This window comes from Glutamicibacter sp. Je.9.36 (genome assembly GCF_051129975.1).
In the GTDB taxonomy this organism is placed as follows: domain Bacteria; phylum Actinomycetota; class Actinomycetes; order Actinomycetales; family Micrococcaceae; genus Glutamicibacter.
On the sequence record NZ_JBCPSN010000005.1, the window covers coordinates 74,122 to 95,106 of the forward strand.

Annotated in this window: 27 protein-coding genes; 17 read left to right on the top strand and 10 right to left on the bottom strand. The window is 60.5% G+C overall.

The genetic code is table 11. The features are described from left to right. The first annotated feature begins 75 nt into the window (after nt 1-75). Nucleotides 76-963: a GNAT family N-acetyltransferase gene (locus AAZQ98_RS13055; RefSeq protein WP_434692833.1), complete on the top strand. Its 888-nt coding sequence runs from the start codon at nt 76-78 to the stop codon at nt 961-963. After that, a complete protein-coding gene (locus AAZQ98_RS13060) occupies nt 960-1,454 on the top strand; it encodes a DinB family protein (protein ID WP_434692835.1) in 495 nt (164 codons plus the stop codon). The genes AAZQ98_RS13055 and AAZQ98_RS13060 overlap by 4 nt, the downstream gene beginning before the upstream one ends. On the opposite strand, the gene AAZQ98_RS13065 is transcribed toward AAZQ98_RS13060, so the two are convergent. Next, nucleotides 1,451-2,188, bottom strand: coding sequence for a hypothetical protein (locus tag AAZQ98_RS13065; RefSeq protein ID WP_434692838.1), 738 nt, complete (start codon nt 2,186-2,188; stop codon nt 1,451-1,453). The genes AAZQ98_RS13060 and AAZQ98_RS13065 overlap by 4 nt on opposite strands. Nucleotides 2,189-2,339: 151 nt before the next feature. On the opposite strand from AAZQ98_RS13065, the gene AAZQ98_RS13070 reads away from it, so the two are divergent. The 3 genes from AAZQ98_RS13070 to AAZQ98_RS13080 are packed head-to-tail and all read left to right on the top strand — an operon-like array spanning nt 2,340 to nt 3,723. Further along, nucleotides 2,340-2,771 (top strand): hypothetical protein, encoded by a 432-nt coding sequence (locus AAZQ98_RS13070; protein ID WP_434692840.1) that lies wholly within the window; start codon nt 2,340-2,342, stop codon nt 2,769-2,771. Between the two features lie 5 nt (nt 2,772-2,776). Beyond that, nucleotides 2,777-3,064 (top strand): transcriptional regulator, encoded by a 288-nt coding sequence (locus tag AAZQ98_RS13075; protein WP_434692843.1) that lies wholly within the window; start codon nt 2,777-2,779, stop codon nt 3,062-3,064. 41 nt (nt 3,065-3,105) lie between these two features. Next, entirely contained in the window at nt 3,106-3,723 is a 618-nt protein-coding gene (locus AAZQ98_RS13080) for an NAD(P)-dependent oxidoreductase (protein WP_332731047.1), read from the top strand. Between the two features lie 227 nt (nt 3,724-3,950). Here AAZQ98_RS13080 and AAZQ98_RS13085 read toward each other — a convergent pair whose 3' ends face one another. From AAZQ98_RS13085 to AAZQ98_RS13100, 4 genes are all read right to left on the bottom strand, one after another. Beyond that, nucleotides 3,951-4,712 carry an isocitrate lyase/PEP mutase family protein gene (locus AAZQ98_RS13085; protein ID WP_434692846.1) on the bottom strand — a complete coding sequence of 254 codons (762 nt, stop codon included), beginning with the start codon at nt 4,710-4,712 and terminating at the stop codon, nt 3,951-3,953. Between the two features lie 129 nt (nt 4,713-4,841). Further along, on the bottom strand, nt 4,842-5,318 hold the full coding sequence (locus tag AAZQ98_RS13090; protein ID WP_434692849.1) for a GNAT family N-acetyltransferase: 477 nt from the start codon (nt 5,316-5,318) through the stop codon (nt 4,842-4,844). A gap of 28 nt (nt 5,319-5,346) precedes the next feature. Continuing rightward, nucleotides 5,347-5,733 (bottom strand): VOC family protein, encoded by a 387-nt coding sequence (locus AAZQ98_RS13095; RefSeq protein ID WP_434692851.1) that lies wholly within the window; start codon nt 5,731-5,733, stop codon nt 5,347-5,349. Nucleotides 5,734-5,789: 56 nt separating this feature from the next. Further along, a complete protein-coding gene (locus tag AAZQ98_RS13100; RefSeq protein ID WP_286172153.1) occupies nt 5,790-6,269 on the bottom strand; it encodes a GNAT family N-acetyltransferase in 480 nt (159 codons plus the stop codon). A 235-nt stretch (nt 6,270-6,504) separates the two neighbouring features. Between AAZQ98_RS13100 and AAZQ98_RS13105 the strand changes: the two genes are divergently transcribed. Continuing rightward, nucleotides 6,505-6,798 carry a Fe-S cluster assembly protein HesB gene (locus AAZQ98_RS13105; protein ID WP_105657563.1) on the top strand — a complete coding sequence of 98 codons (294 nt, stop codon included), beginning with the start codon at nt 6,505-6,507 and terminating at the stop codon, nt 6,796-6,798. Nucleotides 6,799-6,979: 181 nt separating this feature from the next. Beyond that, a complete protein-coding gene (locus AAZQ98_RS13110; RefSeq protein ID WP_434692854.1) occupies nt 6,980-7,558 on the top strand; it encodes a CDP-alcohol phosphatidyltransferase family protein in 579 nt (192 codons plus the stop codon). On the opposite strand, the gene AAZQ98_RS13115 is transcribed toward AAZQ98_RS13110, so the two are convergent. The 3 genes from AAZQ98_RS13115 to AAZQ98_RS13125 are packed head-to-tail and all read right to left on the bottom strand — an operon-like array spanning nt 7,555 to nt 9,371. Beyond that, the gene (locus AAZQ98_RS13115; RefSeq protein ID WP_434692857.1) at nt 7,555-8,082 is read right to left on the bottom strand and encodes a 2'-5' RNA ligase family protein; all 528 of its coding nucleotides are present in this window, start codon (nt 8,080-8,082) and stop codon (nt 7,555-7,557) included. The two genes, AAZQ98_RS13110 and AAZQ98_RS13115, sit on opposite strands and share 4 nt — an antisense overlap. Continuing rightward, on the bottom strand, nt 8,075-8,620 hold the full coding sequence (locus AAZQ98_RS13120) for a GNAT family N-acetyltransferase (RefSeq protein WP_434692859.1): 546 nt from the start codon (nt 8,618-8,620) through the stop codon (nt 8,075-8,077). The genes AAZQ98_RS13115 and AAZQ98_RS13120 overlap by 8 nt, the downstream gene beginning before the upstream one ends. Continuing rightward, complete coding sequence (locus tag AAZQ98_RS13125; protein ID WP_400288409.1) at nt 8,613-9,371, bottom strand: class I SAM-dependent methyltransferase; 759 nt, start codon at nt 9,369-9,371, stop codon at nt 8,613-8,615. The genes AAZQ98_RS13120 and AAZQ98_RS13125 overlap by 8 nt, the downstream gene beginning before the upstream one ends. Before the next feature lie 648 nt (nt 9,372-10,019). Here AAZQ98_RS13125 and AAZQ98_RS13130 point away from each other — a divergent pair. The 4 genes from AAZQ98_RS13130 to AAZQ98_RS13145 all read left to right on the top strand — a co-directional run bounded on the left by AAZQ98_RS13130 (nt 10,020) and on the right by AAZQ98_RS13145 (nt 14,515). Next, a complete protein-coding gene (locus AAZQ98_RS13130) occupies nt 10,020-11,168 on the top strand; it encodes an acetyl-CoA C-acetyltransferase (protein WP_434692862.1) in 1,149 nt (382 codons plus the stop codon). Between the two features lie 30 nt (nt 11,169-11,198). After that, the gene (locus tag AAZQ98_RS13135; protein ID WP_434692864.1) at nt 11,199-12,791 is read left to right on the top strand and encodes a fatty acyl-CoA synthetase; all 1,593 of its coding nucleotides are present in this window, start codon (nt 11,199-11,201) and stop codon (nt 12,789-12,791) included. After that, nucleotides 12,788-13,987: an acyl-CoA dehydrogenase family protein gene (locus AAZQ98_RS13140; RefSeq protein ID WP_105657569.1), complete on the top strand. Its 1,200-nt coding sequence runs from the start codon at nt 12,788-12,790 to the stop codon at nt 13,985-13,987. Before AAZQ98_RS13135 ends, AAZQ98_RS13140 begins: the two co-directional genes overlap by 4 nt. 63 nt (nt 13,988-14,050) lie before the next feature. After that, nucleotides 14,051-14,515: a phage tail protein gene (locus AAZQ98_RS13145; RefSeq protein WP_133833666.1), complete on the top strand. Its 465-nt coding sequence runs from the start codon at nt 14,051-14,053 to the stop codon at nt 14,513-14,515. 66 nt (nt 14,516-14,581) lie between these two features. On the opposite strand, the gene AAZQ98_RS13150 is transcribed toward AAZQ98_RS13145, so the two are convergent. After that, the gene (locus AAZQ98_RS13150; RefSeq protein WP_332503855.1) at nt 14,582-15,445 is read right to left on the bottom strand and encodes an MBL fold metallo-hydrolase; all 864 of its coding nucleotides are present in this window, start codon (nt 15,443-15,445) and stop codon (nt 14,582-14,584) included. A 29-nt stretch (nt 15,446-15,474) separates the two neighbouring features. Further along, complete coding sequence (locus tag AAZQ98_RS13155; protein WP_434692867.1) at nt 15,475-16,440, bottom strand: RluA family pseudouridine synthase; 966 nt, start codon at nt 16,438-16,440, stop codon at nt 15,475-15,477. Nucleotides 16,441-16,808: 368 nt separating this feature from the next. On the opposite strand from AAZQ98_RS13155, the gene AAZQ98_RS13160 reads away from it, so the two are divergent. The 6 genes from AAZQ98_RS13160 (at nt 16,809) to AAZQ98_RS13185 (ending at nt 20,719) form a co-directional block, all read left to right on the top strand. Next, nucleotides 16,809-17,492, top strand: coding sequence for an MSMEG_4193 family putative phosphomutase (locus AAZQ98_RS13160; RefSeq protein ID WP_434692869.1), 684 nt, complete (start codon nt 16,809-16,811; stop codon nt 17,490-17,492). 10 nt (nt 17,493-17,502) lie between these two features. After that, the gene (locus tag AAZQ98_RS13165; RefSeq protein ID WP_133833662.1) at nt 17,503-18,042 is read left to right on the top strand and encodes a DUF3090 domain-containing protein; all 540 of its coding nucleotides are present in this window, start codon (nt 17,503-17,505) and stop codon (nt 18,040-18,042) included. After that, entirely contained in the window at nt 18,039-18,806 is a 768-nt protein-coding gene (locus tag AAZQ98_RS13170) for an SCO1664 family protein (RefSeq protein ID WP_332489179.1), read from the top strand. The genes AAZQ98_RS13165 and AAZQ98_RS13170 overlap by 4 nt, the downstream gene beginning before the upstream one ends. Nucleotides 18,807-18,879: 73 nt before the next feature. Next, on the top strand, nt 18,880-19,719 hold the full coding sequence (locus AAZQ98_RS13175) for an alpha/beta fold hydrolase (protein WP_434692872.1): 840 nt from the start codon (nt 18,880-18,882) through the stop codon (nt 19,717-19,719). Nucleotides 19,720-19,767: 48 nt separating this feature from the next. Then, on the top strand, nt 19,768-20,145 hold the full coding sequence (locus AAZQ98_RS13180; protein ID WP_332489177.1) for a hypothetical protein: 378 nt from the start codon (nt 19,768-19,770) through the stop codon (nt 20,143-20,145). 280 nt (nt 20,146-20,425) lie between these two features. Continuing rightward, the gene (locus tag AAZQ98_RS13185; RefSeq protein WP_332489176.1) at nt 20,426-20,719 is read left to right on the top strand and encodes a DUF4287 domain-containing protein; all 294 of its coding nucleotides are present in this window, start codon (nt 20,426-20,428) and stop codon (nt 20,717-20,719) included. Nucleotides 20,720-20,985: the final 266 nt, after the last annotated feature.

The following is a 20,985-nucleotide window of genomic DNA, read 5'->3' on the forward strand; positions in this document are numbered from 1 at the left end:
CTGCTGGCCCGCTGCCTGTCGCGAACCCTTGTCCCATGGCATGCCCAGTGCTTGAATGGGCCAATGGGCCTTAGAATGCTTACCCCCGCCGCGGCGCAGGTTGCCGACCTCGTCGATGAGCTCGCCAGCTGGCAACGCGATGGCCTGCCCCTGCAGCTGCATCCCGGGGATGTGGGCTGGTACGCAATGCGGGGTCTGGAAATCACTGCGCAAAGCCTGCGGGTCTGGGCGGATCGCGAATCGATTTATGCCATTGGCCTGCTCGATGGCCCGGATCTCATTCGAATGGCCCTGCATCCGGACTACGTCGGCATCCAGCCTTTGGCCGAGCAGATCCACACCGACCTCCTCTCGCCGCAACAGCGGATCTTCCCTTCCTCATCCGCCAGCATCGAAGCCCGCGGCGCGACGGCCTTGGGCCAGGTCCTGCAGGCCAACGGGTGGGTTCCGGGCGAAGCATGGACTCCCTTGCGCCGTTCGCTGGACACTCCGGTGCATCTGCCGGAGCTTACCTTTCGACGGGTGGATTCCGCCCAAGCCAGCCAATGGATGGAAGTCCACCTCAATGCCTTTCGCGGCGCCGATTTCTCCGCAGAAGACTTGGCGCGTGCGGTGCAGCGCTGGCATACCATGGCCAGTACTCCCATCTATGCCCAGGGGCAATGCCTGACCGCCTATGACAACGACATGAACCCGCTGGCTGTCGCAGCGGTCTGGTCTGCTGGTCCCGGACGGCCAGGGCTGCTGGAGCCCATAGCGGTGCATCCGGCATTCCGCGGCCAGGGGTTCGGCACGGCGATCAGCCTGGCGGCCGCTGCAGAACTGCGATCCATGGGAGCATCCAGCGCCTTGGTATGCACAGCCAGCGACAACACTGCCGCCGTTGCCACCTACCTCGCCGCCGAATTCATTGCCGATAACGAATCCTGCGACTGGCATCGCGGGAAGAACGAGGAATCATGAAAGCCTCCGAGCTCCTGTCCGACTTGGCCCAGCGGACCATTGACGCGGTACGCGCGCTTCCGCAGCTGGGCAGTGAACAGCTCAACGCGCATCCGGGCAACCATCCCAACTCCATTGCATGGCTTCTATGGCATTCAGGGCGCGAAGCAGATATCCAGCTCTCGGCGCTGAGCGGTCAGCCTGAACTCTGGGAGCAGTTCCGGGACCGCTTCAATTTGGGCGAGCTCGGCGATTCGATGGGCTTCGGGCACAGCGCCGAGCAGGCTCGCTCGATCATCGTCAACGACCAGCAGCTGCTCCTGGACTATTTGGAGGCGTGCCTTTCCGCGCTCGGCGGCTACGCCTCCAGACTGCGCGAGGACGAACTCGACGAAATCATTGATCGAAACTGGGACCCGGCGGTTACCCGTGGGGTGCGCTTGGTATCGATCATTGACGACGCCTCGGTCCATGTCGGGCAGGCTGCCTATGCCGCTGGCGCCTTGGGCTAGGCTGCAGGCAGGCTTTTGGCCCTCTTGGCGATCCACCAGAAAATCACCAGCTGGAGCACCAGTAGGATAGCCGAGATGCCAGCATCGCCCCATCCCATCGAATACCCAGCCTGCAAGGTCCCGATTCCGCTGGCTACCGGGTAGAACAGCGGCCACAACACCGCGAGGTTGCGCATCATGGCAAAGGCAATCGCGAACAAGATCGCGAAAGCACCGAATCCTGCTGCCGATGCCACCGGAACCGAACCGAGGTGCTGAACCATGAAGCCGAGGCCAGTCAGCGCAATAGCCGGCAACCATCCGAAAGCGCGTTCCCACCGCAAATACAACCATCCAAAGACAAAAAACGGTTCCCACAAGGCCAAGAAGTTCGCCGCCAGATGGCTTGCGATATCGGCGCCGCTGGCGTTGGCCAAGGCGACCAGCTGGTAAGCGGACCCGGCACCCAGCACCAGGGAAATAGCGAGGGATGCCAGCAGGAGTTTTCTCGTGATCCCCACCCCTGCAAGAGTCTCTCGGCGCCGGTGCAGCACCGTCCAGAGAGGGACAAAGGTTCCGAAGACCAAGATGCCGAGCCAGAGAAAAAGGCTATTAATCGCGGTCCCCGCGTAGTAGCACAGGGAAAACGCCAGCAACGTGGCCAAGGCAATGAGCGTATCTGCTTCAGGTCGCCACGCGAATGCACTCCGACGGTGGCCCATGGCTGTTTCAGATCGAGCAGAAAAAGCATTCATGTTGACTTGCCTCGGTGCCGTGGGTTGGTTTAGCTGGCTCCGTCCGAGAATAGCAGTTCCTCAACCGTCCGATCATACAAAGCATGAACAGATACGGAATTGAAACAAAATACTACTTGCAAATATTGCAACTAGTTGCAAAGGTTGAGACATGAGCCAAGAATCCAGTTCACCCACCCCGCTATCGCCCGGCAAGGCGCAGCAACTGCTCGGTTCGGTCCCCCACCGCCCCCGCCGAGAACTCAAGGCCGTCGATCACGTGATAGCGATCTTGGTCGTCGCCGCATCATTGGCGGCAGGACTTCTGGCGCTGTCCGGATACGGATGGATCGCCATAGCGCCAGCAATTATTGCCCTTTTGTCAGCGAATCACTGGTTCTCTGCGCGGCAACGCCGCATCAATGAACCGCGTTATCGCGGTGCCCGCACGATCCTGGTCCTTTTTGCCACCTGGTTGTTCCTGCCTATTTGGCGAAGCATCGTCCATCATGAAACCGCACCTTGGCCTGAAGCACTGCTGCTGGCAGGCCTCGCACCGGTGCTGTGGCTTGGCTACTACCTCTTCCTGTTAATTCGGCGCTGAGCTCCATGAATTACCAAGAACTTGATCCCTTGCTTCTGGCGCCCAAAAGATTCGTTACGCTGGCGCATCTGAGCCAGGTCGAACGGGCGGATTTCGCTGGACTCCAAGCAGCCACGGGGCTGTCCACCGCCGACCTTTCAAAGATCCTCAAGGATCTGGAAAATCGTGAACTAATCCACCTGTCAAAGGAACGCAAAGACCGCTACGGCATCACCCTCGTGCGCCTGTCGGAGAGTGGCCAGCGCACCTTCAAGAAACTGATGAAAACTCTCAACCGTATTGCGGGAGAATAGTGCGGGGCACCTGATGCCTTCACGCTTCTAGGAAAGAACTCATGAAACTCGTTATTATCGGTGGCAACAGCGGAACCGGCGCTGCGCTGGCTGAACTCGCGCGCCAGGCATCCCATGAAGTTACCGTCGTCTCGCGAAGCGGTTCCCGCACCGCGCATGGGCAAATAAATCAGCTCAACGGCGATGCTTCTGATCCTGAATTCGCGGTGCAGGCGATTGCCGGCGCCGACGCCGTTGCTATCACCGTGGGTGGCAGCAAGGGAAAGAAAAATGCCCGCACCAGCGTGACTCGCAGTGTTGTCCACGCGATGCAGGCGAACGGTCCCCAGCGCCTGTTGATCCAGTCTTCCCTGGGCGCCGGAAACTCCGGTTCGCAACTTCCCGGCGTCATCGGTTTCCTCTCCAAAATGCTATTGGCCAAGCCTTTGGCCGACCACACCGAGCAGGAAAAGCTAGTGGAAGATTCTGGCTTGGATTGGAGCATTGTGCGCCCCACCGGATTGGGCAGCAAGCCTGCCCTCGGCAAGTGGACCGCACTGCAAGTTGGTGAACCAGGCCGGCTGGGTGGAAGCATCACGCGTGATGATCTTGCCGCGTTCATGCTCGAAACGCTTCAAAGCAACCAGAGCATCAGCAAGGCCTACGGCATCAGCAACTAGTTCGGCTGCGGAAAGCCAGGGGCCCTTTACGCCCGTTTGGTGCGGGCCAGTCCCGGCAATGCCGGAGCCTGCCGCCAAGGCGAAATGCCCTGGCGGCAGATTTTCCAAGTATTCACAGAACACAAATGTCCTGGGAGGTGCCGGGCTGTGCCCGGATTGCCGTTCCTCGATGCAACCAGCGTGCGGCCGTCGCCCGCCTGGCGCGCACTGCCTAATCCGGGGAAGGCCTAGAGCCAAGCTCCGAGCTGCTTGCCGGACATCTCCGCCAACCACATTTGCCACAGCGGTCCGAAGCTCACGCGACGAACCCCTAGCTCACGCAAGGCTCTGAGGTCACCGGCGGGGTGCGCGTTGACTGGGTGGGCCGTCACGTTCACCGGAATGCTGACTGCTTGCACGACTTGAGCAACCTGATCGGCATTGGCCAGGGCCACCGGATACACGCTACGCGCGCCAGCCTGCTCCATCAGCTTGATGCGCTCGATTGCCTCGCCCAGCGGGTCTGCGAACTTATCGGCCAGCTTCACTGCATCGGTGCGTCCGTTGATCACGAATTCGATGCCTGCTGCATCTGCTGCTTGGCGGACGCCGTTAATGTAGTCCGCATGCTCCTGGCGTTCACGGACACGGCCGCCTTCACGGTGGAGAACATCTTCGATATTCACGCCGACAGCGCCCGCTGCCGCAACGCGTTCGAAGAGTTCCTTCGGAGCCAGGCCGTAGCCGGATTCAACGTCAGCGCTGACCGGCACATCGACACTGCTGGTGATTCGCTGAACCGCGGCCAGATAGTCTGCGAAGTCCATCTTCTCGCCATCTTCACTGCCCAAGGCATCGGCGACGGGGTGGCTTCCGACAGTCAGCGAGGCGAAGCCAGCGGATGCCGCGATGTTGGCGCTGAAGGCATCCCACACGGTTGGCATGACCAGCAGTTCACCTGAAGCGTGCTGCTTGGCGAGGTTCTGGGCGAGGGCTGAAATTTCAGTCAAGGATATCTCCTAGAGTCGTGACGGAATCCACCCAGTCTACGGCTCGGAGTCCACGATGGAAACAACTGGAAGATGAACTCCCAAGATTCGGCATGAGCGCCGGAACCAGGCATCATTTCAATCCTATTGCTACTTGCCAGGTAGCGGTTTAACCATGATCAAGCAGGGCGTCCCAGCTCCCCAGAGGCTAGTTTCCTCCAGGGGAAGGAAGCCCTGCTTTTCATAGAATCGCCGAGTTTTCGCGTAGCCGGCATCCGGGTGCGAAGGACCCAGGGTCTTGACCTGCAAGAGCTGCACTCCGCCGGCGAGCGCCTCGGCTTCAATGGCTGCGCACAAAGCCGAACCGATTCCACCGCCGTGGTATCCACGGTCGACCACCATCAGATGGATCTCAACGGAGTGGGGGTAGTGCCGTTCTGCCAAGAGCACACCGAGCACTGCGCCTTGGGCATTGCGAACGGTCCAGGTTTCCTTGGTCCGCGCGGACTGGATGTACTCTGCGTTTGATTCAGGTTGGCCAAACCATTCAGGAACGGTGGCAAGCAACCGCGCAACGTCGTCTGGCACGGGATGGTCCCTGGTTGCTGCAAAGCTGGATTGTTCCACGATGGCTCCTGACCGTATAGTACTTGCGCTAGCTAGATGGGGTCATGATTTCCAGACGATTCCCGAAACCGTCGCGGGCATGGAACCGCAGATATCCTTCAAAGGTTTCGCGCTCTGCCCAAGACAGTTCATAGCCCATGGAATCGATACGGCCAGCGAGGGTTTCCCACTCCTCTACCGAGTCGCAGACCATTCCAGGATGCGCTTTCTTGGCTGGAATGAATGGATCGTCTATGCCCAGATGGATTTCCGCCACAACGGCATCTGCGTTGAAAGCGCGGAACCAGCAACCTCCCCTGCCGGCAAGGGAAGGCGGCTTGGGGACTTCGCTTAGGCCCAGGGCTTCGCCGTAGAACCGGCGGGCTTCAGCTTCCTGGCCGCGTGGCATCGGCAACTGAACGTGATGGAGTCTCATCTGGGCCTTCCTCGTCGCTGTTGCTGCCAATATACCTGCAAGGAGACTGCCCAGGGCTAGGTTCGGCCAATATTGAAGATCAGGGTTTCAGCCCGTGCTGCGTCACTGTCTGGATCTTCAACCCGGCGTCCTTCCAGCTTGAATCCGGTCTTTTCAAGGACTCGGATGGAAGCTGCGTTTCTCGCATCGCAGGTTGCACTGATCCGTTCCAAACCAAGATCCTCGAATCCCCGACGGAGCAGGAGTCCAGCGGTTTCGGTGGCGTATCCGTTTCCCCAGTATTCTCGATTCAGGGTGTAGCCGATCTCCCCTGCCTTGGCTTTCCGGTCGGTGACCCACACCGACGCTGAACCGATGAGAACATCACCGAGCATGACCGCCTGCAGGACCCTATGCGGTTGCTCGAGCAGTGCATCGGCGAGAAATTCCCGGGTGTCGGCCAGTTGGTTGGGTCCCCATGTCGAGTACTGGCACACCACTGGGTCAGCGGCAAAGGCATGGATTGCAGGCAAGTCCTGCGGTTGAAAATCAGCCAAGCGTATTCCGTGCCCAGCGGCACTCCTGCCGCTGGCTGCCTGAGCATCGCGCATTATTTCTCCTTTGCAGGGCAACGCCAGTCTATGTGTTGGGGCGGACCCTATCGGGCTGGCGGGGTTCAAGTCCAAGCATGTTGCGCAGCTGTTAAGCGGTGTTGAGATTCGTTGCGTTTTTTGGAATCGTGGCACCCACATGCCCTGAACTTGGTATGTCCTCAACCGGAAGGAGAGCCTCGTGCTCGCACTGACCGACCAAGCAGCATCGATCGTGACCGCGATCGTCACCAACCAGGCCGAGGAAGAAACCGCTGGTCTGCGCATCATGCAGGCAGACAGCACCCACCCGGAAGATGCCGCTTTCGGCCTGCAGATTGTCCCCGCTCCCGAAAGCACCGACGGCGTCGTGGCTTCCGAAGGCAGCCCAGTCTACGTGGATGAAGCGATTGCCGACGCTTTGGAGGGCAAAGTACTCGACGCGGCGGTGGATGAGCAGGGTGGCGTAAGCTTCCAGCTCCTTGAGCAGGGCTAATTCTGCACCCTGCCCTTTAACTTTGGCTGCGGGGGCCGTCCTTCGGGACGGCCCCCGCAGTTCGTTAACAATCTCCCTGCACCGGTACGCTGGACGGACCATATTTGCGGGCCAGATGCCCCGCACCCTTGTATATTGCGACGCAGTGCGTCATCGTTCAACTAAGGGAAAGGGGAAAGCAGTGGAAACGCGCGCGGTACGCAAACATGAGTGGGCGACGATTCCGAACGCCATCACGATTATTCGCTTTCTCCTGGTGGTTCCCATCGTCGGCTATTTGCTGGCCGATACCGAACCGGCACTGACAGCGGTTCTGCTTCTTGCCTTCGGCCTGAGCGACTGGGTTGACGGGTTTATTGCCCGCAAGTTCAATCAGGTTTCGCATCTGGGCGTCCTGCTGGATCCCATAGCTGATCGTTTGGGCATCGTGGCTATCGCGATCGCCCTGGTGGCCAATGGGGCGATCCCCGTATGGGTTGGCCTGGCCATTTTCATCACTGACCTGATCCTGCTGTGCACCTATTTCCTCTTGCGCCTGGGCTCCCCGCCGGCTTCCACGTGGCTGGGAAAGATCCGCACCGCCATCATGATGCTGGGGCTGGCCTGCGTGGCGTGTGGCAGGATCCCCGATTTTTCGGTGCTGGCAATCCCGGGCGTAGCCATTTTGACTGCCGGTACGGTGCTGCATTTATTTGTCGGGTTCGGCTATCTGCGCATCATGCGTGCTTCTGCCAAAGAGCAAGGGGCATCGGCCAGCTAGTCGCGGTTTTCCTGCTGCATTGCTCCGGCCAGGAGCGTCGGTTCGGGTATTCGCGGCTTCCACAAGGCTGCCCGGCAGGCAGTCAGTTCCCTGAGCTGTGTTGAGGCCAGCTCATCAAGTGCCCGGATATAGTCGGGAACAATTTCGCGTGGCAGCCGCAACCCCATGGTCAGGTGCGGGGTCCACCGCGGTCCCCGCCCATCGGGATTCAGCGCGCTGATTTCCCGGGCTGCCATTTCCAAGGCATCCGTGGTTTCCAGCAGCCACGCAACCGTCTGCTCGCGCTTCGTGCCAAAGACAATAGTGCCCACCCGTTGGAAGCTCGCGGGGATGAGCGCAGGCAGTAATTCTGCGGCCCGCTGCGTCACGATCTCGCTCATGCTGGGCGAAAAGGTAATGGTGATATGCGGAGTCTGGTGTTGCGCGGGGAAGCCTCGCTTCGCCAATTGGTCAAAGACCTCCCGCACTTGCTGTTCCTCATCTTCTGGAAGGTGCAACAAGATGTTGTCTGGGGACTTACTCATCGAGGTTTTCCTTCCTCATGCTGGTGACCGGACGCGACCACGTGCGTGCGCATGACTGCTTGTCCCCCACTGCATAGTTGCTGGCTTCTCCGGTAGGCACATAGCCAAGGCTCTTCCAGAACGGTTCCGCTTCTGCGGCATTTGTATCGACAATCGAAATCCGGCAGGCGGTGATTGACGGATGATCCTGGATCACAGTGAGCACCGCTTCATGGATCCGCTTCCCCAGGCCTTGTCCCTGCCTGGCGCCGTCGACCATGAGCAATCCGATGTGGACTGTATCTGATCTCGGCCAGCCGACAATCAGATCCGCGAATCCGGACAGTTCTTCGCCTTCCCAAAGGCCAAGATCAATTTTCTGCTCGGATTGCGCCTTCGGCGGCAGGGCGCTCAATGCCTGAATTGCGGCATCGGATGCAGGCCCGGCACCGGTGACACGTTGCGAATATCCCGGGTTGCTTTCCATCAGCCGTTGCAGGCAAGCTGAATGCTCGATGGAAAGCAGGGTAACCGGCAACTTGGAAGGTTGCCTATCCATGAGCAGTCTCCCCGGCCACTTTCCTGATCGCTTCAGCTTCGAAGATCATCAGGGGTTGTTCTCCGTTGAAGGGGTTCTTCTGCCAGTCACCCCAAATTGCGCGAACTCTGAACCCTGCGGCAACTAGATCTGCACTGATCTGCTCGACGCTGCGGAAAGCCAGGTCCAGCTCCTCAACCAGCACTTCGCATGTCTCCTCAAACCTGTTGTGGAAGCGTAGTTTGACGAGGCCAGGACTGGTTTCTTCCGCATCGCTCCACTCGGTCAGCGGACCGAATTGCGTGTCCCGGGTTGCGGCTTCTTCGTCATTCCATTGCTCCCAGGCGCGAGTCGATGGGTTCCTGCTTTCAAAGGCCAGCACGGCCCCGGTCGCCGCGGCAGCGCGTAGTTGTTCCAGAGTTTGCGCCCACTGCGGATCCGGGATGTGCTGGGCTACGTTGCCGGTCATCACCATCAGGTCAAAGGGCCCGCCGTCGATTGCCGAAGCGTCACCGTGAATCCATGTGACTCGCTCAGCGTTGGGCCGTTGCCTGGCGTAGTCCATCATTACCGGTGAGGGGTCAACCCCAACGACAGTTCTTTGCGTAATGGCAAGCGTAACCGTCAAAAGGCCGGTGCCGCAGCCCAGATCCAGTATCCGGTGCGCTTTGGTTTCAGCCGCCAAGGCACGGTAATAGTCATGATCCGGGCCGTCGGGATTATCCGTATCGTAGAGCGCAATGATTCGTGGATCATAGTCAGCGAAGCTCACTTGGGCCTGTTCCGTTCTCAGAGTTTTCCGTCAAGGTACAGCATGCTCCATCAATTCTTGCATTGCCTAGGTACAGCCCGCCCATTGGCAGCTACTTCCATCAGGCGTGTTCAATTCGCCGGACACCACGCCGAGTACTCGCGCCAACACCGAGGGCACCACGCTCCTGCTTTGACCTTCCAGGACTCCAGCCTTGGCAAAACGCGGAACCGAATTGCCTGACTTCCATGCCCTGTCTCCACCTGGCAGTCCCCGGAATCGCGCCACGAGTTGACCGCGGCCTTGGGCACCACAGGTCCAGCGGAGGCCGGATGAGTCCCGGCATCGACTGCAGGCTCCCCGAAGCAAAAACGATCAGACGGTCTTGTGCCCGTGACTCGGCGACGTTTAGCAGGTCCGGGTTGGGGTCGCTGAACCCGGACTGGGCGCTATTCCGGTCGCAGGCAATTTCCCGGCTCGCTTCGCCCGCGCATCCATTTTTCGTTCCGCATCATATTCCCCAGCCAAACCCTACTTGTCGGGAGCGGCTCCGGCGCAAGTGGCATTTTCCCAAGCCAAGCGTGGCAATTGTGACCTAGACAACCATTGATGAATTGGGCATTGTTGGTTCAGCAGACGTTTCCTGTCAAAAACTTCCTGGAGGAGCCCATGCCCGAGGCCTACATCATCGATGCGCTGCGTACACCTGTCGGACGCCGGGGAAAGTCTCTGGCGCATATGCATCCGCTGGACCTCGCCGCCGCGCCGCTGGCCGAACTGGTGAACCGCAACAACATTGATTCCGAGCAATACGACGAGATCATCCTCGGCTGCATCGACCAGCTGGGACCCCAGGCCATGGACATCGCCCGCAACGCATGGTTGACCGCCGGCCTTTCCGAACACGTCCCCGGGACAACGGTAGAACGCCAGTGCGGCTCCGGGCAGCAGGCGATCTCCTACGCGGCCCAAGCAGTCATGAGCGGAAGCAGCGACCTCGTGGTTGCCGGTGGCGTCCAGTCCATGTCGAGCATTCCCCTGTCCTATTCCAACTCCGCCGCCAAGGACTTCGGCTTCCCCGATCCCTACACCGGCTCCACGCTGTGGGCGTCCCGCTACGGCGAGCAGGAAATCTCGCAGTTCCGCGGCGCAGAGATGATGGCAGAACGCTGGAGCCTCACCCGCACCCAGCTAGAGGACTTCGCTGCGGCCTCCCATGAGCGGGCATTGAACGCCCAGGCGCAAGGATACTTCGACCGCGAGATCCTTGCTTTGGATTCCCTGGCTGCAGATGAGGGGCCACGCCCCGTGGACCGTGCCAAGATGCAGTCATTGGCACCGATTGCCGAAGGCGGCGCGCATACGGCAGCCACAGCATCGCAGATGTCTGACGGCGCCGCGATGCTGCTCATTGCTTCCGAGGCCGCGGTCAAACGCTATGGGCTGAAACCCCGCGCCCGCATCCACCACATCTCGGCCCGAGGCGATGACCCGGTCATGATGCTTTCGGCCCCGATCCGCGCCACCAAGCATGCCCTGGCACGCGCCGGGATGGGCATCGAAGACATGGACCGCATTGAAATCAATGAGGCCTTCGCCGCGGTAGTGCTTGCCTGGCAGCAGGAAACCGGCGCCGACATGTCCAAGGTCAACGTCAATGGCGGCGCCATCGCCCTGGGCCACCCCATCGGTGCCACCGGTGCACGGCTGATGACCTCCTTGCTCCATGAGCTGGAACGCAGCGATACCCGCTTCGGCCTGCAGACCATGTGCGAGGGCGGCGGCCAAGCCAACGTCACCATCATCGAACGCCTCTAGCTACCCGCACCCGCCGCAAAGGAAACTACCATGAGTGCATTGCGAGCCACCTCGGCGATGAATTCCGATGACCAGAACACCATTGGCGCGCTGCTGCGCCGCTCGGTGGCCCGCTGCCCCGCGGACAATGCTCTGGCCTTCGGGGAACGGAACTGGACCTACAGCCAGCTGGCCGACGGGGTGAATCGGGTGACTGCCCGGTTGCGGCAGGCAGGCCTGCCGGCCGGTTCGCGAGTTGCTGCCTATGCAGCGAACAGCGACGCCTATGCCATCTTGTTCCTCGCCTGCGCCAGTGCCGGGTTGGTCCACGTGCCGGTGAACTTCGCGCTCAGGGGCGACGAGTTGCGCTACCTGCTGCACGATTCCGGGGCCGCACTGGTCATCGCCGATGAGTCCCGCCTCGAACTGGTCCAGGAACTGCGCGATGCCGGCGGCCTGCAGGCAGTCAAGGATGTTTGGCCGCTGCTGCCCGGAACCGGAAACAGCACCAGCGTGCTGGAAACGGCGATGGATGAAAGCGTGGAGGCCGCGCCGCCTGGAGCTGCGGTGGCCGGCACGGATCTGGCCCAGCTGCTCTATACCTCCGGAACCACCTCGGCACCCAAGGGCGCAATGATGACCCATTCGGCGCTGGTGGCCCAGTACGTCTCAGCCATTATCGCCCTGGATCTGGAGGGCACGGACCGGCCCCTGATCGCGATGCCGCTCTACCACTCGGCGGCCATGCACGTGTTCCTGCTTCCCTATCTGTCATTGGGTGCCAGCATCCGCTTGCTCGCCAAACCCGATATCGGCGAAATCCTGGAACGCGTCGAATCCGAACGCATCGGCTCGCTGTTCTTGGCCCCCACCGTCTGGGTGCCTCTGAGCAATCACCCGGATCTGGACACCCGCGACCTGGGCTCGCTGGCCAAGGCGCAGTACGGTGCCTCGATCATGCCGGTAACCGTGCTGGCCCGCTTACGCGACCGCTATCCGCAGATCGGGTTCTACAACTGCTTTGGCCAGTCCGAGCTCGGCCCGTTGTGCACGGTGCTGCGCCCCGAGGAGCACGATGCACGCCCCGCGTCCTGCGGCCGCCCGGTGTTCTTCATCGAAGCGCGCGTGATGACCGCCGAGGGGAAGCTCGCCGATGCCGGTGAGCCCGGAGAGATCCAATACCGTTCTGCACAGGTCATGAGCGGCTACTGGAACAAGCCGGCGGAAACCGAGCAGGCATTTGCCGACGGCTGGTTCCGCTCCGGGGACCAAGTGGTCAAGGACCAGGGCGGCTACATCCAGGTGGTGGATCGCATCAAGGACGTCATCAATACCGGTGGGGTGCTGGTAGCCCCGCGCGAAGTGGAGGACTGCATCTACGAATTGCCCGAAATTGCGGAAGTCGCGGTGGTGGGCATCGATGATGAACGCTGGATCGAGGCGGTGACCGCGGTCATTGTGCTCAAGGCCGGCGCCACACTCACCGCCGAAGAGGTGCGCGAGCACGTCAAGTCCAAGCTGGCGCACTACAAGGTTCCCAAGCGGGTGGACTTTGCCGCACAGCTGCCCCGCAACCAATCGGGCAAATTGCTCAAGCGCCAGCTGCGTGCCGAACGCAACAAGACTTCGGGCGGCACCCAGTGACCCGGGACCCATGGGCACCCTACGACCTGGCCTCGGCTTTGGACATCGATTATCTATCCGCCTTCGATGCTGCCACCGACGAGGATCGCAAGCATTGGGCCCGCGCCCGGCACTACGGAGTAGAGATCCTGCCCAGCATCAACCAGCATTGGGAGAACGCGCATTATCCGCTGGATCTGGTTCGCCGCATGGGCGAACTCGATTTGTTCACCGACGGTCTTCGGATTCCAGGCCACGCCCACTTCTCCCCGCTGGCCGCGGGCCTAGTGGCCATGGAGCTTTCGCGCGCAGACGGTTCGATGGCCGCGGCCGCCGCGGTGCAGGGCGGCCTGGTGCTGCGCAGCCTGAAATTCTTCGGCAGCCCCGAACAGCAGGAGAAGTATCTGGAACCCGTGGCCTCCGGTGAGCTGCTCGGTGGTTTCGCCCTCAGCGAGCCGCATCATGGCTCGGACTCTGTTGGCCTGGATTCCAGTGCCCGGCGCGACGGGGATCACTGGATCATCAATGGACACAAGAAATGGATCGGCAATGGAGCCGCCGGAGGCATCACCATTGTGTGGGCACGCGACGTCGCCGACTCCCGGGTCAAGGGGTTCATTCTCGACCAGCAGGCCCCTGGCTACGAGGCTTCCCCGGTGCGCGGCAAGGGCGTGCTTCGCGCGATCGAACAGGCAGAGATCCGGCTCACGGACGTTCGCGTTCCTGAATCCGCCAGGCTCACCGGGGCCGGCGCATTCAAGGATGTCTCGCGGGCACTGGTTGAAACCCGGGTGAATGTTGGCTGGTCGGCGCTAGGCCATGCCCAGTTCGTCTTCGAAGCGGCCCTGCAGTACGCCAAGCAGCGCACGCAGTTCGGCAAACCCCTGGGCGCGCACCAGATGGTGCAGGAACGGCTGGCGCAGATGCTCGCCGAAATCACCAATATGCAGTTGCAGTGCGTGGCCGTGGCCGGCGCCCAGGCTGCCGGCCGGTTGAAAGACACGCAAGCTTCGCTGCTGAAGTACCACAACACCCGGGCCGCCCGCCGGGTGGCAGCCACCGCCCGCGACCTGCTCGGCGGCAATGGAATCTTGCTGGAAAATCACGTGATTCGCCATTTCGGCGATATCGAAGCCTTGCATACCTATGAGGGAACGGAGTCTGTGCAGGCGTTGATCCTCGGCAGGGATCTGACCGGCTTCAGTGCCTTCGGCTAGTTTCGCGGAGTACGATAACAACGAATTACCCAATCCACGGGGCCAACGCCCGAAGGGATGCCCATGCCATACCTTGTTGATTTCAAAGACGTATCCACCCAGGGTCTTGAGACTTCGCCTGTTGCTGACGCGCTGGCAGGCTTGCGCGCCAACGAAGCGCGCTATCTGAAGAACAAGTTCAACCACGACTTTGCCGTGGAGCAAGCAGACGACGCTAGGGAAGCCATAGCTTGGGTGCACACGATTCTGGCGCAGGAACGCGACTTGCACATCGCATCGAAGCCATTGCAGGCAGCTGTGTTCGAGGCGGATGGCGCCAAGCGCGCCTATGTCTTCTACGAGTCCGGCTTGTCCATCAATGTTCTCTACGGCCTGGATCCCGGCGAGAAGCGCGCCGTGGGCTTCAAGCTTTCCGATGGCATGGCTGTGCCCAGCGAGCTGGAAGGGAAGTTCAAGTTCGCTCGCCAGAAGTCCAAGCTTGCAGGGACCATCCGCGGCTCGTACTTCGTGATCAAGAACGAATACTGACATTTCGCCCATTCCGCCGCTGCCCTCAGTCGAGTGCCGGCCATGAGGTCATTTCGTGCTCTGGCTTCATGCGCCGCGCTTTCCTGGTTCCTTCGCATTACCCGGCAGCTGCGCGTAGGCATCTTTGGCAGCTTCGAGAAGGAAATCGGCAGGCCACAGTTCTTGCAGCTCTGCAGGGAACGCAATGTCCTTGATTGCCGCACCCTTCTCATGAGCCGAACCCAGGGTCGTGGCGAGCAGCTCGAAGCAGTGCATTTGCCGAACGACGAATTCCCGGTCGACGGGCTCTCCATGGCCTGGAACAATCACGTCTCCCGGCTGGATGCGCGCTAGCAGGGATTGGAGCACCACAGGCCACTTCATCGGATAGGCGCCCGAGCCGAACATCGGTGGACCAGACTGCTCGATGATGTCGCCAAGGAACCACGCCTTGGCATCAGGAATATGGATCGCAAGGTCGGTGTCGGTATGCCCGGCACCCAGCGGGATCAGTTCAACTTCCCGTCCGCCTAGATTTGCCGTGCAGGGTTCGGCCAGCAAGTGGCTAGGCGGCGTCAGCGTTACACCGCTCCAATTCATTTCAGGTTCGAGTTCCGGCGAGCGCTGCACCATTTCAAGCCGGGGCTTCTCGAACTGCTCGAAGTGCGCGGGGATCCGGTGATGGCCGTAAATCGGGATTCCCCGCTGGGCAAAGAGCTGGTTGCCGAAGGTGTGGTCATAATGCGCGTGGGTGTTGATCACGGCAACGATCGGCAGTCCGAATTGCGTTGTGGCTTCGTCAAGGATTTCTTGTGCTTCGGGTGCGTTGTTGCGGGTATCGATGATCGCCACGCCTTGCCCGCCGAGCACCGCGCCCACGGTAATATCCAACGGATCATATCTGCGCTGGAATACTCCCTCGGCAACGTGCTTCCAGGGTCCTTCAGCCATCTTTTCCCCTCCCGCCAGCCTTGCTTGGGCTATAGCCCTGCCTTCAGCAACTGCTTCCAGCGCTGCGGCATGGGTGCCTCGATCACCAGTTCCTGGCCATCGGGCTTGGGAATCACCAGCTTAGTCGCATGCAGGAACAGCCCGCGACCCCCAAGCTGTTCGACGCGGCGGTTGAACGTCGCGAAGCCATACCGGTCGTCTCCTGCAATCGGATGGCCTTCGCTTTGCAGGTGGACCCGGATCTGGTGCTTGCGCCCGGTCATCAGTTGCACATCCAGAATGGTGGCGCGCTGGCCTACGCGCTGTTTCACGGTGACATGTGTTTCGGCTCGCTGCCCGTTCGGATCAACTACGACCTTGTCGGCACGGCGCAGCAGCGGCGAGTGGATCGATTCGGTCTTTTCGCTCCAATGCCCGGCAACGAGCGCAAGGTAGTGGCGTTCTATCTCCTCTTCGCTCTCCCGAAGCATCTCATGCAGGTAGCGCAGCATGCTCGGGGTCTTCGCCAACACCAGCAGCCCGGAAGTATCGCGATCCAGCCGGTGGCTCAATTCCAGGTCCGGCAGCTCGGGGCGCAACTGGCGGAAAGCTTCGATAACCCCCGCAGGAATATCGGTTCCCCGGTGCACGGCGACGCCGGCAGGTTTGTCAATCACCAGGACGTCTTGGTCTTCGTGCAGGACGCAGTTGCGTAGCCGCTTGAGCAAGGGTGCCGGGACATCGAAGGCTGGTGCCACGCCCTGTTCTGCATATAGCGCCGGCAGTGTGATCTGGTCGTTTACGGCTAGCCGGTAGCCTTCTTGGACTTTCCTGCCGTTGACACGCAGTTGCCCTTTGCGCATCAGCCGGAAAAGCTGCCCGGCGGGCACCGTCTTGAGCTGGACCCGGAGGAACTTCTCGATCCGCCGGCCAGCATGCCCGCCGTCGACAAGGATGGTGCGTGTCTTGGAATCAGACTGCTGTTCTGACGCTGGCTGCTGGAGGACTCCAGACAAGAATTATCACTCCGTTTATAAGGCCACATCCAGTGGTGGATCATGGCGTCGCCGCTTTCGACGAGTCATTTGCAAGGGACTTCCGGGAGCTGCCGCCCCCGAATTGGCCAACTTTCATGGTACCCCGATGCCGTGAGCCGGTACGAGCAAAGGCGCTGTTATGAGGACTGAACTCACACCTCGCCCGGCGCTCATCGAGCCATAGCGTTCGCTCGGCGAACCAATGAACAGCCCTGGCCCTCGCGTTGCAGCAAGGGTGCAACGGGTGAAGGTACCGCACCTCCAGAACCTGCCGGGCTCTTCGAAGCCCCGGACCTGTTTTCAGCCCAGGAGTCGCTTGCCACCATCTCCATGACTAGGCTGGGTTCATGGCCACAGTAATCCTTGTGCGGCACGGACGCACTACCGCCAACGCCACCGGCGTACTGGCCGGACGCACCCCCTCAGTATTCCTCGACCAAACCGGCGAAGAACAGGCGATTCGTACCGCCGAACGCCTAGCAGCGCTCCCCTTGGCTGGCGTTGTCTCAAGCCCGCTGGAACGCTGTGTGCAGACGGCGGAGTTCGCCATGCAACGGCAAAGCCCAGCGGCGCATTTGCTGATTGAACCCGAACTCTCGGAATGCGACTACGGCCAGTGGCAAGGCCGCACGCTGCAGGACTTGGCCGCCGAAGACCTCTGGAAAACAGTGCAGTCAGCTCCGTCCTCGGTGACCTTCCCGGATGGCGAATCCATGGCCGGAATGCAATCCCGGGCAGTAGCAGCCATCAAGCGCCATGACGCGGCCATCGAGGCCGAACATGGTGCCGGAGCAGTATGGGCAGCCTTCAGCCATGGCGATATCATCAAATCGATACTGGCTGACGCGCTGGGAATGCATTTGGATCTGTTCCAGCGACTGAATGTGGGCCCGGCTTCCGCATCAATTGTGCACTACGGGACCGGTGCGCCTCGCGTGTATTCCATCAACACCGACGCCGGAGACCTCTCCTGGCTAGCCCCAGGAATCAAGACAACCGACGCCCCAGTCGGCGGCGGAGCAGGACACTAAGGAGAGCGAAATGACGGCAACAGTCAACGAATTCAATTGGCCAGACCGCATTGTCATTGGCACCATCGGCGAGCCCGGGTCCCGCACCTTCTACCTCCAGGCAAGAGCCGGCAAGGAACTGTCCAGCATCGCCTTGGAAAAACAGCAAGCCGCGGTGGTTGCCGAGATGATTGACGAGATTCTCGATCAGCTCTCCACCGTCAAGGGCAACCCCTTCAGCGTTCCCGAACATACTCCGGTGGAACTGGTTGACAACGATCCGCTGGAAGAAGTCAACGAGTCCTTCCGGGTGGGTTCCATGAATCTCGGATGGGATGCCACCGTAGCGCAGGTAGTTCTGGAAGCTTTCTCCTTGAACGAAGAAGATGAAGCCGACTTTGATCCAGATGGACCGGGCGCGCTCCTGCGCGTGCGCATGCCCGTAGGCACTGCACGCGCTTTCGCCATGCGCACCCACGAGATCGTGGCTGCTGGGCGGCCTATGTGCGCCAACTGCGGTTATCCGATTGATCCGGATGGGCACACTTGCAAAGATGAGAACGGCGAATGAGCTCTCCCGATCTGCTGACCGCGCAGCTGGAACTCACCGGCCGCATCACCACCGCCTCCAACGCAACTTTCCTGGGCAGCATCGGCGAGAACAGCGTGGTCTACAAGCCCATTGCTGGCGAGAAACCCCTCTGGGATTTTCCCCAAGGCACCCTCGCATACCGCGAAGTTGCCGCCTTCCTCGTATCTGAAGCCCTGGGCTGGAACCTCGTCCCGCGCACTTGGCTGCGCGAAGGGCAGTTTGGCGAAGGCATGGTGCAGCTATGGCAAGAAGTTGATCGAGGACAGCACCCAGTAGACATCGTAGCCGCGGACATGGTGCCAGCTGGCGGTTGGAAGACCATTCTGCATGGGCAGGATGAATCGGGGCGGCAGATGACGTTGATCCACGAGGATACACCTGCGCTGCGGCGCATGGCGGTCTTCGATGCACTGGTCAACAACGCAGACCGCAAGGGCGACCACGTTCTAGCCATGCCCGGTGGCCACCGCTACGGAGTCGATCATGGGCTCTGCTTCAACGCAGAGCACAAGCTGCGCACCGTGCTTTGGGGTTGGGTTGGCCAACCGCTGGGTGAAGAAGAACTGGCCGGCCTCCGGACGGTCAGCGAAGCCCTGCACGCAGAACTTGGCCAAGAACTGACCAACCTGCTAGACGATGAAGAAATCGCGGCGCTCGCCGAGCGCTGCGCTACCCTGTGCAGCGAAGGGCACTTCCCTGCTCATAGGGGGCAGATGCCCGCCGTGCCCTGGCCGCTCTTCTAGAACTCCGATTCCTATTGACCCCAGGACGGCAGGCAAGCCATCCTTGGATTCTGATAGCAAAGGCAGGTCGCGCATGGGAACGGTTGAAGCCAACGGTGTGGAGCTCGGTGCCGAATCCTTCGGCAGCAAAAGTGTTCCATTGGTTCTCCTCATCGGCGGAACCACCATGCTTGCTTGGCCAGATGCCCTGTGCCAGGCTCTGGCCGCTGGCGGGCGCCATGTGGTTCGCTACGACCTGCGGGATTGCGGTGAATCAACGGCCGGGAACCCGATGAAACCCGATTACAACCTGCGCGATCTGGCCTCGGATGCCGCAGCGCTGGCCAGATTACTGGATAACCGTCCAGCGCATGTAGCCGGTATCGGAGTCAGCGGCATGATCGCGCAGATTGCGGCGCTGGATCATCCCAAATCATTTGGCGCCCTGACGCTGATAGGCACACGACCAGTAGCTCCCGGTCCGGTAGACAAAGATTTGCCAGATCATGACCAGGCAACCATGGGCAAGCTGTTGTCCCGCCCTATGCCGGATTGGGCAGACCGCGCGGCCGTTGCCCAATTCTCCGCCGAGGGTTCGCAAATTCTAGGCAATGATCCAGAAGTTGCCATGGACTTGGCCTCCCGCATCTGGGACCGTACGGCAAGCGCAGAGGCAGAAGCCCATCTGGCAAACCAAATCGGGATCGTCTTTTCCAAGCTGGACTGCACTCCGCGCTGGCGCGAGCGGCTGTCCGAGCTCGATATCCCCACCTTGGTGGTTCACGGTGCAAAGGATCCGTTTTTCCCCGTCGGCAACGGCATAGTGCTAGCCGAAGAAATCCCGAACGCTTCCTTGCTCGTCCTTGAAAACGCTTCAACTGCCATTCCGTCTTCGGCGATCTCCGAGGTAGCTTCTTCGATGCTGCTGCTCTAGGAACGTAGCGATGCAATTCCTAGTCACAGGGCAATATAGGCTGTCCCCATGGATAACCGACCTAAGCGAGTCCCAGGCGGAGAACTTCGACCTGCTGAACTAGAGCTGCTGGCCTTGCTCTGCAGCGGCACAGATGCTGAATCAGCAAAAGCTCGACAGCAACTGAAGTTTGCGCGTTGGGGCGGCTACCAGTTCAAAGAATGCGAGTGCTTCTCGATTTCCTTCACAAGCAAACTCGATTGCCAAAGCGTCCGGCATGGTGGTGGCCCATTCTCCACTGTTCTCGTTTCAAAAGATGGCAAGGAGCTGGGGCATCTGGATCTCTGGGTTGTTGCCGGATACCTGCATTCAGTCGATTACATGCCGTTTGAAGACGATCCCGGGCACCTGCCAACGGCGGAGAATTACACGTTGGAATTCAGCTGACGGAACTAGGCTTCAGCACTTGCGGGCAGCCGTTCTCCACTGTCCCGAGGCATGCGTCTTTACTTGCCTGCGGGTCATTTCAACCAGCCTGGTTGCTGCTGATCAGGGCGCCATCACTGGTGGCGATTACACGCGGAAGGCCGCAAGGATGCCAGTCGTGGAGCACACCGTGGTTCTCGTGCGCTAGCCGCGTGGCATCCTCCGGCTACTACTTCTATGCGCGGCGTGGGATTAGGTCTAGTATTCGAGGCACCTATTCATGCCTTCGAGAGGTTTCTCCATGTCATTTCAAGCCTATCTGGACACCATAGAAATGAAGACCGGGCTCACTGCTCGCCAGTTGATCGAGATCGCCCGTGAGAAAGGCCTTAGCCAAGAAGGGGTCAAAGCAGCAGAGATTCTGGCATGGCTCAAGGAGGACTACCAGCTGGGCCGGGGCCACGGCATGGCGATGGTCCATGTCATTCAAAAGGGACCGACTATCGCTAGCAAGCACGTTGGATCCGGAGGCAAGCACAATGACGAATCAGATGTTCTGTGGCTCGACGGCATCGCAACTAAGCCTTCCAACTGAACCAGCCGAAAGGCAGGGGCTATAGTTCCGGCTCGGAATACTCGGTTCCAGTGTCTTGCCGTTGGTCGCGTACCGCAGTGATAGCGGATGTAGCAAGAGCAATTGCTATCGCGATCCAGAAGCTGCCAAGAGCCTCGGCGAGCGACCGGCCGGAAATCATGCAATAGCACGCAAGGAACAAGGCCAGCCCCAAAATGCAGATGCCAAGGTACACCGAGGCTCGTAGCCAGGCTACCTTGGGAAGTTTCCTCATTCGATCTGCCTCC